At 73.1% G+C, this 15,042-nt stretch carries 14 protein-coding genes; 7 read left to right on the top strand and 7 right to left on the bottom strand.

Annotated elements, in window-relative coordinates; all coding sequences use genetic code 11:
- Positions 1–23 precede the first annotated feature (23 nt).
- The 5 genes from AB0M28_RS18205 to AB0M28_RS18185 all read right to left on the bottom strand — a co-directional run bounded on the left by AB0M28_RS18205 (position 24) and on the right by AB0M28_RS18185 (position 5,446).
- Positions 24–1,754 (bottom strand): SDR family oxidoreductase, encoded by a 1,731-nt coding sequence (locus tag AB0M28_RS18205; protein ID WP_365405291.1) that lies wholly within the window; start codon positions 1,752–1,754, stop codon positions 24–26.
- Positions 1,751–2,623 carry a M24 family metallopeptidase gene (locus tag AB0M28_RS18200; protein WP_365405289.1) on the bottom strand — a complete coding sequence of 291 codons (873 nt, stop codon included), beginning with the start codon at positions 2,621–2,623 and terminating at the stop codon, positions 1,751–1,753. The genes AB0M28_RS18205 and AB0M28_RS18200 overlap by 4 nt, the downstream gene beginning before the upstream one ends.
- A gap of 49 nt (positions 2,624–2,672) precedes the next feature.
- Entirely contained in the window at positions 2,673–3,758 is a 1,086-nt protein-coding gene (locus tag AB0M28_RS18195; protein WP_365405287.1) for a PDR/VanB family oxidoreductase, read from the bottom strand.
- Positions 3,759–3,909: 151 nt separating this feature from the next.
- Complete coding sequence (locus AB0M28_RS18190; RefSeq protein WP_365405284.1) at positions 3,910–4,788, bottom strand: metal-dependent hydrolase; 879 nt, start codon at positions 4,786–4,788, stop codon at positions 3,910–3,912.
- Between the two features lie 307 nt (positions 4,789–5,095).
- Positions 5,096–5,446 (bottom strand): helix-turn-helix domain-containing protein, encoded by a 351-nt coding sequence (locus AB0M28_RS18185; RefSeq protein ID WP_365405321.1) that lies wholly within the window; start codon positions 5,444–5,446, stop codon positions 5,096–5,098.
- A gap of 47 nt (positions 5,447–5,493) precedes the next feature.
- Here AB0M28_RS18185 and AB0M28_RS18180 point away from each other — a divergent pair, with 47 nt between their 5' ends.
- The 7 genes from AB0M28_RS18180 (at position 5,494) to AB0M28_RS18150 (ending at position 13,223) form a co-directional block, all read left to right on the top strand.
- Positions 5,494–6,381, top strand: coding sequence for an NAD(P)-binding domain-containing protein (locus tag AB0M28_RS18180; protein WP_365405281.1), 888 nt, complete (start codon positions 5,494–5,496; stop codon positions 6,379–6,381).
- 194 nt (positions 6,382–6,575) lie between these two features.
- The gene (locus AB0M28_RS18175) at positions 6,576–9,200 is read left to right on the top strand and encodes an excinuclease ABC subunit UvrA (protein ID WP_365405279.1); all 2,625 of its coding nucleotides are present in this window, start codon (positions 6,576–6,578) and stop codon (positions 9,198–9,200) included.
- Between the two features lie 94 nt (positions 9,201–9,294).
- The gene (locus AB0M28_RS18170) at positions 9,295–9,960 is read left to right on the top strand and encodes an alpha-ketoglutarate-dependent dioxygenase AlkB (RefSeq protein WP_365405277.1); all 666 of its coding nucleotides are present in this window, start codon (positions 9,295–9,297) and stop codon (positions 9,958–9,960) included.
- A 32-nt stretch (positions 9,961–9,992) separates the two neighbouring features.
- Positions 9,993–10,892, top strand: coding sequence for an acyltransferase domain-containing protein (locus AB0M28_RS18165; protein ID WP_365405274.1), 900 nt, complete (start codon positions 9,993–9,995; stop codon positions 10,890–10,892).
- A gap of 31 nt (positions 10,893–10,923) precedes the next feature.
- Positions 10,924–11,778, top strand: coding sequence for a GNAT family N-acetyltransferase (locus AB0M28_RS18160; protein WP_365405271.1), 855 nt, complete (start codon positions 10,924–10,926; stop codon positions 11,776–11,778).
- A gap of 67 nt (positions 11,779–11,845) precedes the next feature.
- The gene (locus tag AB0M28_RS18155) at positions 11,846–12,199 is read left to right on the top strand and encodes an MmcQ/YjbR family DNA-binding protein (RefSeq protein WP_365405268.1); all 354 of its coding nucleotides are present in this window, start codon (positions 11,846–11,848) and stop codon (positions 12,197–12,199) included.
- Positions 12,200–12,620: 421 nt separating this feature from the next.
- Positions 12,621–13,223, top strand: coding sequence for a hypothetical protein (locus AB0M28_RS18150; protein WP_365405266.1), 603 nt, complete (start codon positions 12,621–12,623; stop codon positions 13,221–13,223).
- A 13-nt stretch (positions 13,224–13,236) separates the two neighbouring features.
- On the opposite strand, the gene AB0M28_RS18145 is transcribed toward AB0M28_RS18150, so the two are convergent.
- Positions 13,237–13,860: a class I SAM-dependent methyltransferase gene (locus AB0M28_RS18145; protein WP_365405263.1), complete on the bottom strand. Its 624-nt coding sequence runs from the start codon at positions 13,858–13,860 to the stop codon at positions 13,237–13,239.
- Positions 13,861–14,081: 221 nt separating this feature from the next.
- Positions 14,082–15,032: a peptidoglycan DD-metalloendopeptidase family protein gene (locus tag AB0M28_RS18140; RefSeq protein WP_365405260.1), complete on the bottom strand. Its 951-nt coding sequence runs from the start codon at positions 15,030–15,032 to the stop codon at positions 14,082–14,084.
- Positions 15,033–15,042 lie beyond the last annotated feature (10 nt).

Here is a 15,042-nt window from a genome sequence, read left to right as displayed (position 1 = left end):
CCACCCCGGCCGGCCCCCGGCCCCTACAGCCCGATCCGCGCCCCCAGCCGCACCACCGACGGCGCGAAACGGCTCGCGAGACGGGCCGCCTTGGACTCGACGGTCACGGGCACCACCGGCCGCTTGTGGCGTACGGCCTTCACGATCTGGGCGGCCACCTTCTCCGGCGGGAAGCCCCGCCGGGCGTAGAGGCCGGAGAACTTCTTCCGCCGCGCCGCCTGTTCGTCGGCGCTCATCGCGGAGAACGTCGTCGTCCGCGTGATGTTGGTGTTCACGATCCCGGGGCAGACCGTGCTGACACCGATGCCCTCCTTTGCCAGCTCGGCGCGCAGACAGTCGGAGAGCATGAACACCGCCGCCTTGCTGGTGGCGTACGCGGCGAGCATCCGGGACGGCAGATAGGCGGCGGCCGAGGAGATGTTGACGATGTGCCCGCCCCGCCCGCGCTCCTTCATCATCGCGCCGAAGGCCCGGCAGCCGTGGATGACCCCCCACAGATTGACGTCGAGGACCCGCCGCCACTCCTCCTCGGTGGTGTCGAGCAACCCGCCCGAGTGGCCGACGCCCGCGTTGTTCACGACGATGTCCGGCACACCCTGCTCCTTGGCCACCCGCGCCGCGAAGTCCGCCACCGCCCGCCCGTCGGCCACGTCGACCTGGTGCCCCACGGCCTCGGCACCCAGCAGGCGCGCCAGTTCGACGGTCCGCCGCAGCCCCTCCGGCTCGCGGTCGCACAGCGCCAGCGCCGCTCCCCGCTCCGCGAACGCCAGCGCGGTGGCCCGCCCGATACCGCTGCCCGCCCCCGTCACGACGACCAGCCGCCCGGCGAACTCACCGGCCGGTTCAGCGGCGGCGGGAGCGCCTTCCGGACGGGCAGCGAACTCACGGACCATTCCGGCCACGTCGGATCCCTTCTCCAGCAGCGCCGACCAGTGGGTGGCGGACAGCTCCCGGCGCCGCAGCCGTGGGGCCCACTCCTCCAGCCCCTCGGTGAGCGCCGCGCTCACGTAGTTGTCCTTGTCCAGCGTGATGACCTGCACCGGCACCGCGGTCGACCGCGGCCGGGGCTTCGTCAGCCGGGGCAGCATATTCGCCCGGTACAGCCGCACACCGCGCGCCGCGTCGCCCGCGAGGGTGTCGTGCGGATGGCCGGCGCGCGGGCCGACGCCCTCGAAGACCCGCAGCACCGTGCCCCAGTTGCGGGCGAGGCCCAGCCGCCAGGCGGCGGGCGCGAGCACCGGCAGATGGAAGAGGTAGATGTACCAGGAGTGCGCCAGCTGCGAGACCAGCTGCCGCACGTGCCGGGGCGTGGGCCGGCGTATCCGGCGCCGCAGCCAGTACCCCACGTGGTCCAGACAGGGACCCGACATCGTCGTGTACGAGGCGATCCGGCCGGCCGCGCGGGCGTCGGTGACCGCCTCCCACGCCTGTATGGAGCCCCAGTCGTGGGCGACCACGTGCACCGGCTCCCCGGGGCTGGTGGCGTCGGCGACCGCGAACAGGTCGTGGGCCAGCTCCTCGAGCCGGTACGCGGCCCGGCCGCGCGGCGCGCCGGAGTCACCGGCGCCGCGCACGTCGTAGCGCACCACATGGTGGTCGGCGGCCAGATCCGCGGCCACGTCGTCCCAGACCCGGTGCGTGTCCGGATAGCCGTGTACGAGCAGTACGGTCGGCGCGGACGGGTCGCCCTGTTCGTACACGGCGAGCGTCACCCCACCGGACTCGACCCGCGAGCGGCGCGTCCCCGCGCTCACCGGGCACCCGCCCGGGCGCGCAGCTCCAGCCCCCGGCGTACGTGCGGCAGATCGTCGTCCAGCCAGTACGCGTCGTCCTCCGTGACCACCAGCAGCTCCTCGAACTTCAGCCCCACGTCGCGGAACCCGACGTGCGGCTCCACCGCCCACAGCCCGGGCGTGGGCGCGTGCCGGGAGGCGCGGCCGTCCGCCCACAGCGGGGAGCGGCCGGCGATCCGCTCGTGGATCAGTTCGCGCCCGAGGGTCTGCAGGGTGCGTACGCCGAAGCCGAAGAGGTTCACCCCGGCCGGCAGCCGGCGGGCGCGCATCCGGGTCACCTGGTGGCCGATGACGCGGCCCGGGTAGACCTGGTGCCGGTTGTCGTAGCCGTGCTCGGTGATCTTCGCGTCGACGGCGGCGTACACCTCGTCGAGGGTGCGGCGCTCGCGCACCAGCCGCAGGATCAGCTCGCGGTAGTCGAGCAGGTCGGCGGCGATGCGCTCCCAGACGGGATGGGGGCCGACGACACCGCCGTACCCGATGTCGGCGGTGTAGCCGTCCACGACCGGCGCGCAGTCCAGGACGTACGACATGCCCTCCGTCAGCCGCCGTCCGGTGGCGAAGAACTGCAGCGGCGTACGGAAGTGGCGGAACGCGGTGCGGTCGCCGAACCAGGCGAACGGCACATGGAAGAAGTCCTCCACCCCCTCCGCCACGAGCTCGCGGCGCAGCCGGGCGGCGGCCTGGCGTTCGGTGACGCCGGGCTCCAGCCAGTCGGCGACGCTCTGCGCGCAGCGGTAGGCGAGCTGCTGGAGCTCGCGGAAGCGGTCCAGGTCCCGCTCGTCGAAGGGGAACGCGGGGAGCGCCCTGGCGGCGCGAGGGGTTCTCATGGGGTCTCGCCTTCTCGGGTCAGGAGGGATCGGGGGCCGACACCCGGGTTCAGACGTCCAGTTCGAGGCACGCGCCCTCCTGCGCCCGCGAGACGCACACGAGCATGTCGCCCGCCGTCCGCCGGGCGTCGGTGAGCCGGCGGTCGCGGTGCTCCACGGAGCCGGCGAGCACCCGCACCCGGCAGACCCCGCAGAAGCCCTGCCGGCAGGAGTACGGGGTGGCCGGTTCGGCGTCGCGCAGTACGTCGAGGGCGCTGCGGTCCGCGGGCACCGCGAGTTCGCGTCCGTCGCGCAGCCGCAGCGTGAACGGTTTCCCGTCGACGACGGGTGCCGCGCTGAAGCGCTCGAAGTGCAGCGCCGAGGCGCCGCTCGCGGGGAACGCCCGTTGCAGCGCGTCCAGCATCGGCGCCGGCCCGCAGGCGTACACGGCGGCACCCTCGGGCGCGAGGGACAGCAGTCCGGCGGCGTCGGGTACGCCGTGCTCGTCGTCCGTACGGACCACCACCCGTCCGGTACGGCGGCGGGCCAGCCGGCCGACCTCGTCCGCGAACGGCAGCGAGGCGCGCGTCCGTCCGGTGTGGACGAGGGTGAAGTCGAGGCCCCGGCGGGCCGCTTCGTACGCCATGGGCAGGACGGGCGTGATGCCGATGCCGCCCGCGAGCAGCAGCACCCGGTCGTCGCCCGCGAACGGGAAGGCGTTGCGCGGACCGGCCACACCCACCCGCCGCCCCTCGGTCAGTTCCGCGTGCACCTCCGCCGAACCGCCGTCGCCGTCGGGCAGGAGACGGACGGCGATCCGGTACGCGTGGCGGTCGGCGGGATCTCCGCAGAGCGAGTACTGGCGCAGCCGGCCGGAGGGCAGCCGCAGATCCAGATGGGCACCGGGCTGCCAGCGCGGCAGCATCCGCCCGTCCGCGGCGGTGAGGCGCAGCGACACGACGTCGTCGGCGACCTCCCGGCGGGCGGCGACCGTCAGCTCCCGCGGGCGGTCGTCCCTTGTCCGCGGACGGCGCGCGCCCTTGCGGGTGGCGAGGGGGATGTACCAGGAGGCGAACCGGTCCAGGGAGGACAGGAACCGGTCCGGGCGGGTCCGGCCGTAGAGGTCGGGCGGGGTCGCTGGTGACGGGATGCTCACGGGGCTGCGCCCTTTCGGCGGTGGATCGGCGGACTGGCGGGCTCGGTGTCGCCTCGGACGCGGCGGGCTCGGTGCGTCGCCTCGGACGCGGCGGGCTCGGTGCGTGGCCTCGGACCGGCGGGCTCGGTGCGTCGCCTCGCGGGCGGCGGGCTCAGGGCGTCGCCGCGCGGGCGGCGGGCGAGGAGCCGAGATACGCGACGGCCTGCCGCGTCGACCCCTCCTGGCTGGGGTGGTAGCCGGGACCGAAGTACCGCAGCAGGGAGCGCAGAAGCCTCACCGGGTCGGGCAGCAGCCCCCTGCGGGCGGCCCGCGCGGCGCCCAGCCAGGTCGCCCTCGCCCCGGGACGCAGCGCGGGATCGACGGCCATCAGATGCCGGGTGCCGCGCACCCACAGATGGACCAGCGCGATCGTGGCGACGGCCATCGTGCGCACCCGGCGGACGTAGCCGCGGTCGAGGTGCCGCAGCAGGTCGTACGCGACCGCGCGGTGCTCGACCTCCTCGGCGCCGTGCCAGCGCAGCAGGTCGAGCATCGTGGGGTCGGCGCCCGCCCGGTCCAGCGCCTTCGCGTTGAGGATCCAGTCGCCGAGGAACGCGGTGAAGTGCTCGATGCCGGCGATGATCGCGACCCGCTCGACCAGATAGGCGCGTTCGCGCCGCCGCCCGAGTCCGGGCCGGTCGCCGAGGATGCGCCGGAAGAGGTACTCGACGTGGGCGATGTACGGCTCGATACGCACCCCGTGGGCGGCCAGATGGTCGAGCACGCCCTGGTGCGCCTCGGCGTGCACGGCCTCCTGGCCGGTGAACCCCAGCACGCGCGTGCGCAGTTCCTCGTCCTCGATCAGCGGGATCGCCTGCTGGAAGACACGTACGAACCAGCGCTCCCCCTCGGGCAGCAGCAGGTGCAGCACGTTGACGACGTTCGTCGCCAGCGGCTCGCGGGGGATCCAGTGCAGCGGCAGCGCGTCCCAGTCGAAGTGGACGTCCCGGGGGGTGAGGACCAGGTCGTCGTGCTCATCGGTCTTCTTCAAGGCAGCTCCGTAAGGCCGTTCGAGCGGCAGGAAGCCGGCGGCTCGGCTTGCTGCGGTTACTCAACAGTAGAGCTGTAAGACAATCTGTCAATAGCGTCGGTGGCACCACGGCGTTGGCGGCTCGGTAGCGGGAAGGGAGGCCTTCCCGGGAGTGTGGGGAGATCCGCTGCGGCCGGGCCGCTCGATCGGTGCTCGTAGCCACTTTTTTGTGGGTACTTGGCGGCGGGCGGCGGCGGACCGATCCTGGTGAAGGGCGGTCAGGGGGCCGCCGGATCCGGGCGGGACACGGGATGGCTGTGCGGATGTGTCAGGAGGTCGACTGGACCTCGGTGAGCTTCTCCAGGCGGCGGTGGCCCCAATCGGAGAGGGGAGCCAGCGCTTCGGAGAGTTCTCGGCCGAAGGCGGTCAAGGAGTACGTGGTCTTCAGCGGAAGGACGTCGTGCACCTCCCGGTGCACCAGTCCGTCGGTCTCCATCTCGCGGAGGGCCTGAGTCAGCACCTTCTCGCTGAGGCCGGGCAGCAGGCGACGGAGTTCGCCCGGGCGGTGCGGACCGGATTCCAGCAGCCAGAGCAGAGCTGTCTTCCACTTTCCGTCGATCACGGCGATCGCGGCAGTTACCCCGCAGACATTCGGATCCTGGGCGCGACTGCGCGTCATTTCTTCCCCGTTCATTACGTTTGCTTGTATTTCTTTGGAGTTGAAGCATGTCCCTACACACCGAACAGTCTGCCGTCACCGTCCTGGGCCTGGGCCCGATGGGCCGATCCCTGGCGGGCGCCTTCTTGGATGCGGGCCTGCGAGTCACGGTCTGGAACCGGACACCGGGCCGGGACCGGGAGCTGGTCGCGCGGGGCGCGGTCAGCGCCCGGTCGGCCGAGGAGGCCGTCGCCGCCGGCGCAGTGACCGTGGTCTGCGTGGTCAACTACGACGCGGTGGATGCGATCCTGCGGCGAGAGGCGGTCACCGACGCGCTCAAGGGCCGCACGGTGGTCAATCTGACCGCCGACACCCCGGACCGGGCCCGCGATGCCGCGGTGTGGGCGGCCGAGCACGGCGTCCGCTACCTGGACGGTGCGATCATGACGCCGACCACGTCCATCGGAACTCCGGCCGCGGTGTTCATCCACAGCGGCCCGGAGGCTCTCTTCCGCGAGCACCGAGTGGTCCTGGAGGCGCTCGGCGGCACCCACACGCACCTCGGCGAGGAGATCGGCCGGGCGGCGGCGTACGACATCGCGCTGCTCGACATCTTCTGGACCGCGATGGCGGGCTATGCGCACGCGCTGGCGGTGGCGCGGGCCGAAGGCATCTCCGCGCGGGAGCTGGCACCCTTCGCCAAGGGCATCGGCGACATCCTCCCGCCGATCTTCGAAGGACTCGCGGAGGAGGTCGACAGCGGCAGTTACTCCGGTGCCGGCAACCCGATCACCTCGGCCGCGTCCTCCATGGCGCACATCGTCCATACCTCCGAGGCGCACGGCATCGACGCGGGCGTGATGCGGGTTGCTGAGGGCATGACCCGCCGAGCCATCGGACGGGGTCACGGCGCCGACGGGTTCCAACGCATCACCGAACTCCTGAGCCGTCGCTGAGCAGGACCTCGCACTACCCGGATGGACGGAGACAGCCGAGCAGGAGCTGTCTCGGTCCATCGCTCGACCAGCGGTTCCGCGGGACGGGGAGGCGACGCGGGCCGGCACGCGTGCGGTGTGCGGGCCCCGTGAGCAGATGTCACCCCATCGTTGCTCGTGGGGCGCGGACCGGGCGGCGAAGCTACGTTCTAGGTATGGCACCACACGCACGGCCGACGTCTGACCCGTCGCACACCGAATCGCCGGATGCCGGTGACGACGGGCTGATCAAGGTCCGGGGTGCCGACGAGCACAATCTGCGGCACGTCGACGTGGACCTGCCCCGCGACCGGGTCGTGGCCTTCACCGGGGTGTCGGGGTCCGGCAAGTCGTCGCTCGCGTTCGCCACCGTCTACGCCGAGGCCCAGCAGCGCTACCTCGAGTCCGTCGCGCCGTACGCCCGCAGACTGATCGACCAGGGCGCGGCCCCCCGAGTCGGCGCGATCACCGGTCTGCCCCCGGCCGTCGCCCTGCGCCAGCAGCACAGCGGCGGCAGCACCCGCTCGACGGTGGGCACGGTGAGCCGGGTCTCGAACGTGCTGCGCATGCTGTACTCCCGCGCCGGCACCTACCCGGCGGGCCGTACCCCCGAGGACCTGGCCGGCACCTTCCCCCGCGACGCCGCACCGCTGGACTCGGACAGCTTCTCGCCGAACACGGCGGTGGGCGCGTGCCGGACGTGTTCCGGCCTGGGGCGCCTGCACAGCGTCGACGAGGCCAAGCTCGTCGGTGACGACACCCTGAGCATCCGGGACGGCGCGATCGCCGCGTGGCCGGGCGCCTGGCAGGGCAAGAACTACCGCGACATCCTCGCCGTGCTGGGCGTGGACATCGACGCCCCCTTCCGCAGTCTGCCCGCGGCCCGCCGCGAGTGGCTGCTGACCACCGACGAGCAGCCGACGGTCACGGTGCACCCGGTGCGCGAACCGCACCGCATCACACGCTCCTACCAGGGCACCTACATGAGCCCCCGCAAGTGGGTGCTGCACACCTTCGCCACCTCCAAGGCGGCCCACCTGCGGGCGAAGGCCGCCTCGTTCATGACCGAGGAGGTCTGCCCGACCTGCCACGGCAAGCGGCTCAATCCCGAGGCCCTGGCGGTCACCATCGCCGGGCAGGACATCTCGCTCGCCACCGCCATGCCCCTCACCCAGCTCTCGGCCTTCCTGGAGAACGCGCGCGACCACCCCGACACCCTGGCCCTGCCCGCCGAGCGCAGGCAGGCGGCGCACGCCCTGATCTCCGGCCTCCAGGACCACCTGGGCACGCTGGCCGACCTGGGTCTGGGCTACCTCGCGACGGCCCGCGCGACCTCCACCCTCTCCAGCGGCGAACTGCAGCGGCTGCACATCGCCACCCAGCTCCGCAGCGGCCTGTTCGGCGTGCTGTACGTCCTGGACGAGCCCTCCGCCGGCCTGCACGCCGCCGACACCGAGCTGCTGCTCACCGCGCTGCGACGGCTGAGAGGAGCGGGCAACAGCGTCTTCGTGGTGGAGCACAACACACAGGTCCTCGAATCGGCCGACTGGATCGTCGACATGGGGCCAGGGGCCGGCCGCCACGGCGGGCAGGTCCTCTACAACGGGCCCACCGAAGGGCTTCCCGAGGCACGGGACTCGGTGACCGCCCGCTACCTCCCCCTGGACGCGCCCGTGGTGCCCGGGCCGGAAGAGGTGCGCCGGCCGGAGGGATGGCTGCGTCTGTACGGCGTCACCGGCCACAACCTCCGTGACCTGGACGCGAGCTTCCCCCTGGGCACGCTGACGGCGGTCACGGGCGTCTCCGGGTCCGGGAAATCGACCCTGGTGCGGCGCGCCCTCGCGGACACGGCCCGCGACCACCTGCACGGCGACGAGACCGAGGAGGACCTGGCCCGCAGTCCCTCGTCGGTGGACACCGCCGACGAGGAGGAGGCCGGGGTGCCGGTCTGGGCACTGGAGGAGGACCGCGTGACGGTACGGTCCAGCTCCGGGCTCCAGCACATCGACCGGCTGGTGGTCGTGGACCAGAAACCCATCGGACGCACACCCCGCTCGAACCTCGCCACCTACACCGGCCTGTTCGACGGTGTCCGCAAGCTGTTCGCCGCCCAGCCGGCCGCACGGGAGCTCGGTTACACCGCCAGCCGGTTCTCCTTCAACGTGGCACAAGGGCGCTGCCCGCACTGCCTGGGCGACGGGGTCGTCAGCATCGAACTCCTCTTCCTGCCCACGGAGTCCGCCCCCTGCCCGGTCTGCGAGGGCGCCCGCTACAACCCCGGCACGCTCATGGTGCGTTACCGCGACCGGACCATCGCCGACGTGCTGGCGATGAGTGTGGAGGAGGCCCTGGACTTCCTGCACGACACGCCATCCGCCGCCCGCATCCTCAAGCTGCTCGCCGACATCGGCCTGGGATATCTCACGCTCGGCCAGAGCGCCACGACGCTGTCCGGTGGAGAGGCCCAGCGCATCAAGCTGGTGAGCGAACTGCACCGCGCGCCGCGCGGCCACAGCCTGTACCTCCTCGACGAACCCACCAGCGGACTGCACCCCGCCGATGTCGACCTCCTGGTCGGGCAGCTGCAACGGCTGGTGGACGCCGGGAACACGGTCGTCGTGGTGGAACACGATCTGCGCACCGTCGCCGCCGCGGACTGGGTCGTGGACCTCGGGCCGGGCGCGGGCGACGACGGCGGCCGCATCGTCGCCGAGGGACGCCCGGACGACCTCGCCCGCGAGGCCAAGACCCCGACCGCCGACCACCTCGCCCGCCGCCTTCTGCGTGCCGAGGGGATGTGATTCCGACCTTCCGTCGTCGCAGCTGCGGTCCGGCGCTGGGCCGGCAGGCACGTGCCGGCCTTCGGCTGTCAGACCCTGCGGGCAGGATGGGCCCATGGACAGCGTGTTGTTCCCGCGTGAGCGGATCGAGGTGGCGCCCGGGGCGGTGCATCTGCCGGACTGGCTGGGCCCCGAGCGGCAGCGGGAGCTGCTCGCGGGGTGCCGGGAGTGGGCGAGACCGCCCGCGGGCCTGCGGACCGTCCGCACCCCCGGCGGCGGCGTCATGTCGGCGCGGCAGGTGTGCCTGGGCTGGCACTGGCATCCGCGCGGCTACGCCCGCACCGTCGTCGACGGCGACGGGGAGCCGGTCAAGCCGTTCCCCGCGTGGCTGGGGGAGCTGGGCCGCGAGGCCGTCGAGGCGGCGTACGGGCGGCCGTCGGCGGACGCGTTCGACATCGCGCTGGTCAACTACTACGGCGACGACGCCCGGATGGGCATGCACCAGGACAAGGACGAGCGCTCCGAGGCCCCGGTGGTCTCCTTCAGCCTGGGCGACACCTGCGTCTTCCGGTTCGGCAACACCGAATCGCGGGGGCAGCCCTACCAGGACGTCGAGCTGCGCTCCGGCGACGCCTTCGTCTTCGGTGCCGCCGCCCGGCTGGCGTACCACGGCGTGCCCCGGGTGCGGCCGGGGACGGCCCCGCCGGAGCTGGGCCTGCGCGGGCGGCTGAACATCACACTCCGGGTGAGTGGCTTCGGGCCGGGGAGCGGCGCAGGATGACCGGAGTCGATCCCGGACGAGGGAGTGTGGGCGTGGAGACCGTTGCCGTGCCGGACGGACCGGAGCTGCTGCGGCTCCTCGAGGTGCCGGAGAGCGAGGACGCCGAGATCGCGCGCGTGCTGGCGCAGCTGGCCGGACTGCCCGCGTACGAACGGGCGGTGGCCGACCTGTCCGCAGCCGTGGGCGGACCCGGACCGTACGACCCGGGGCCGGCACCCGCCGAGGCGGGCGAGGAGGCGCGCCGCTGGTTCCACTTCTGCGTGTTCCTCGGTGCCGTGCCGGCCGTACGCGCCCACCACCGCGGGCTCGGCGTCCCCGACGACGTCTCCTGGGCCAGCCTGGCCGACCTCGGCAACAAGGCGGACGTCCACCGGCGCACGCACGGCACCGGCGGCATGGACAAGCAGAGCTGGATGACGCTGCCGTTCCGCGGCCTGCTCTACCGGCTGGGGCGGCTGCAGTTCGACATGTACGACGGCGAGGACGGCTGGGAGCTCGGCGTCCACATCCCGGAGGGCGGACCGCTGGATCCGGAGGAGTGCGAGGAGTCCTACCGCCGCGCGCGGGAGTTCTTCCCCCGGTACTTCCCCCGGTGGTACGCGCCGGGGGAGCCGGTGCGGATGGCCTGCGTGTCCTGGCTGCTCGACCCGCAGCTCGCGACGTATCTCCCCGAGTCCAGCAACATCGTCCGTTTCCAGCGGCGCTACGAGCTCGACGGTCAACGCGAGGGCGGGACGGCCGGGGTCCTCACGAATGCCGACCGGGACATCGTGGAGTTCGTCTTTCGGCGCGAGGTCGCGACCCCGCAGGACGTCGCGCGGCTGCAGGCCCGTACGACGCTGGAGCGGGCCGTCGTCGGGCACATCGGCAGGGGGGAGCACTGGCAGGTCGTCACCGGCCGGCTGCGGGTCGGTGCGGCCGAAAGCGGATGACGGACGCGTCCCGCCTGAGGCATGGTGAGCCATGCCCTGGACGAGAGCGACGCGACTGGACGACTTCGAGACCGCCGCCGGTGCCTTCCTGCGCGGCGACGTGGTGCGCAACACCGTGCCGCTGACTGTACTGGCGTCCCTGCACCGATCTCCCGGCCGCTTCGGCGACGAGCCCCCGGAGCTCGGCTGGTGGACGGACCCCGACGGCGCGGTGGCGGGCGCGTACCTGCGCACCCCGCCGTTCCCGCCGCTGCTCTCCCTCATGCCCGGCGAAGCGGCGGCTGAGCTGGCCCGGCTGCGCGCCGCGGAAGGGCTGCCCACCCCCGGGGTGAACGCGATGGCCCCCGTGGCACGGGCCTTCGCCGCGGAGTGGAACCGCCTGACCGGCGCGACGCACGGCACGAACGACGACACCCACCGGCTCTACCGGCTCGAGGGCCTGATCCCGCCCGACCCGCCCGCCCCCGGCCGGGCACGCCCCGCCGCGGAGGACGACCGGGCGCTGCTGGTCGACTGGATCGACGCGTTCGGGGAGGAGGCCCGCGCCGTGCTGGGCAACGCCGACCGGATCGCCGACACGTTCATCGGCGACGGGTTCGCCCTGCTGTGGGAGGACGGGGGCCGCCCCGTCTCCCTCGTCGGCTGGCGCGAGTCCGTGGACGGCATGAACCGGATCGGCCCCGTCTACACCCCGCCCGGGTCCCGCGGCCGGGGCTACGCCGCCGCGGCCACGGCGGCGGCCAGCCGGGCCGTACTGGACAGCGGGGTCGAGGAGCTGCTGCTCTTCACCGACCTCGCCAATCCCACCAGCAACTCCCTCTACCAGCGGCTCGGCTACCGTCCGCTGGAGGACGCCCTGGTGCTGCGGTTCGATCCCGCCGGCTGACCGGAGGGGGCGCCGGGCCGGGACGCGTACCGGTGGCGTTGTCGGTGCCAGGCGTTACCTTCGTGCCATGACCGCCAGCTCCGAAGACGTCCGGAAGATCGCCCTCTCGCTCCCGGAGACCACCGAGAAGATCGCCTGGGGCATGCCCACGTTCCGGGTCGCGGGGAAGATGTTCCTCACGCTGCCGGACGACGAGACCTCCTTCGCCGTCCGCTGCCCGATGCTGGAGCGGGACGAACTGGTACTGGCGGAGCCGGAGAAGTTCTGGATCGCCTCGCACGAGGCGTCCTTCGCCTGGGTGCGGGTGCGGATCGCCGCGCTGGACGACACCGACGAGCTGAGGGCCATCGTCGCGGACTCCTGGCGGCAGGCCGCCCCGCCCCGGCTCGCCGCGGAGCACTCCGGACCGGCGGCGGACTGAGTATCCCTGTATCACGACGGGAGACCGCCCGCGGACCGGGACGGATGTTGTGGATCTTCACACATTTCGTCCCCGTCCTGTCACAGCCGCTTGAACTGCACGGCCGTTCGGGGAGGGTTGCCCCATGACCTATCCTCCTCCGCCGAACCAGCCCTCCGACGACGCCTTCCCCCAGCCACCTGCCGGCGGCGGAGGATTCGGCCCGCCCACGGGATACGGTCCGCCCAACCCGTACGCCCAGCCGGGCCCCCCGAACCAGCCTGGCCCTCCGAACCAGCCGGGCCCGCCCACTCAGCCCGTACCTCCGGCGAACCCGTACGGTGGCCAGCCCCCGGCCGGATACGGCGGTTTCGGCCCGCCGGGGCAGCCCGGCTGGCCGGGTCAGCCGCCGGGCCCGCCGCCCGGCGGCAGCCGCACCAAGGTGATCGCGATCGTCGCGGGCGCCGTCGCGGTCGTGGCGCTCGGCGTCGGCGGCGTGGTGGCCTTCAGCGGGGGCGGGGACAGCGACGACGAGGGCAAGGGCGGCGCGTCCCCGTCGGTGACCGTGTCCGCGACCGGGACGACGCCGAGCCCGGAGGACAGCCTCGACTTCGGCGACCCCACGGACGAGGCGACCGGCACACTGCCCGACGACAGCGCGTCGCCGAATCTCGAGGACCTCATGCCGACCCCGACGAACGGCCCCCGGCCGTCGTACATGCTCCAGGTCGGCGACTGCTTCAACCTGGTGAAGGAGAAGGACGGGTACGCCGATCCCGCCTCCTGCAACGGCTCGCACGACGCCGAGGTGGTGTACAAGACCAAGCTGGAGGGGGAGTTCGACACCGACAGCGCGATCCGCAGCAAGGCCGAGTCCCTGTGCGAGTCGAAGCTGAACCAGGTCGGCGAGCGTCAGCCGTCCGGCACCGTGAGCCAGACGCTGGTGCAGTACCCGAGCACCGGCGGAGTCCAGCTCGGCATGCGCTCGGTCACCTGCAGCCTCGCCGCGTCCTCGGGCGACAAGCTCACCAAGCCGCTGGCCTGAGCCCGCGGCCGGATCACGCCTCCGGCCGCCGCAGCAGCACCAGCGCGTCGATCGCGTACCGGGTCCCGCCGTCCGGCTGCTCCACCGGGCGGCGCATCCGGTCGGCCCGTACGGTCTCGAGCCCGGCCGCCGCCACGTCCCCGAGCACGTCCGAGGGGCTGAACAGCACGCGCGGATCCTGCGGACCGCCCGTGCCCTCGGTGAGGTTGGTGGAGTCGTGCCCCACGACGAGCAGGCTGCCCCCGGGCGCCAGCGCCCCCGCCGCGCCGCCCAGCACCCGGGCCCGCTGCTCGGCCGGAAGCTGCAGGAAGCAGACCACCACCAGGTCGTACGCCGCGGGCTCCGGCTCGTACGACACGACGTCCGAGCAGACCCAGTCGATACGTCCGGCGGCCTCGGGGGAGTGCCCGGCGGCCAGTCGGCTGCCCCGGTCCAGGGCGACGGCCGAGAAGTCGACGGCCGTCACCCGCCAGCCGCGGCCGGCCAGCCAGATGGCGTTGCGGCCCTCACCGGTGGCCAGGTCCAGGGCCCGTCCGATGGGCAGTTCACCGGTCTCCTGCGCCACCCAGCGGTTGGGCGCACCGCCCCAGACAAGGTCGGCGGTGGCGTAGCGCTCGTCCCAGGCACGGCTGTCCATAAACCAAATCGCTCCTCAGCGCGTCATACCTATAAGGAGCCGAGGCTCTCACAGATGGAGCGGAGATCACGGTATGCGCCAGACACACCCTGAAGCAGTCCCCTGTGCCCTCGTCCGCCCGCACCGCGTCCCGGTGTGCCCGCGCTGCGGCCGTGTCCGCTGCATCTGCCCGCCGTGAGGCGACCGCGCCGACGACGACGGCCGGACAGTGACCGTATTCCTCAGATGGTGACGCCCTTCGAACGGAGGTAGCGGATCGGATCGATGTCGCTGCCGTAGCCCGGGCCGGTGCGTATCTCGAAGTGCAGGTGCGGCCCCGTCGTGTTGCCGGTGGAGCCGGACCGCGCTATGCGCTGTCCCGGGTTGACGTGCTGCCCGGCGCGGACGGTGAGCGCGGAGAGATGGGCGTACTGGGAGTAGCGGCCGTCGGCGTGCCGGACCACCACCTGGTAGCCGTACGCGCCGCCCCAGCCCGCCGTGACGACGGTGCCGCCGGAGACCGCCCGTACCCCCGTCCCCACCGGGACGGGGAAGTCGGCGCCGGTGTGGTAGCCGCTGGACCAGGCGCTGCCGCGCACCCCGTAGCCGGTGCCGACGTGCGCGTTCGCGAGCGGGGCCACGTAACCGTGCCCCGTCTGGGTCCTGGTGCCGGACTCGCTGCCGGCGCGGGGCTTGGGCTTCGGTCCGGACTTACTGTCGGCGCGGGGCTTGGGCTTCTGCCCGGACTCGCTCTTCGCGGGGGGCGCGGACGTGCGCGGACCGTGCAGGAGCAGGCGCTGTCCCGGCCGGATCAGGTTCGGGTCGCTACCTATCACCCGGCGGTTGCGCTCGTACAGCGCCGGCCAGCCGCCGCGTACATGGTGCGCCGCGGCGATGGCGGAGAGCGTGTCGCCCGGGCGCACGGTGTAGTGCGTGACCCGGCGGTCCGGCGCGGTCTGCGGGCGGAGATGGATCACCGCGGTGCGGGCGCCCTGGGGCAGCGGCGTGGCGGCGTCGCCCGTACGGGGGAGGGGCACGCCGTGGTGGGCCTCGGCGGGATTCGCGGCCGCCGGTGCGCCCGACGCGGTCATGAGCGGCAGGGCCAGGCCCGCGCCGCCGGCAGTCACGGTGACGGAGACGCGTGAGACGGGGCGGGGCCGGCGGTGCCGGCCGCGGTCACTGGAATCCGGCATGGACGAGTCC

Origin of the sequence: Streptomyces sp. NPDC051940 (assembly GCF_040680895.1) — a bacterium.
In the GTDB taxonomy this organism is placed as follows: domain Bacteria; phylum Actinomycetota; class Actinomycetes; order Streptomycetales; family Streptomycetaceae; genus Streptomyces.
Note: the sequence above shows the minus strand (reverse complement) of the source record. Positions and strands in the feature narration are given on the sequence as shown.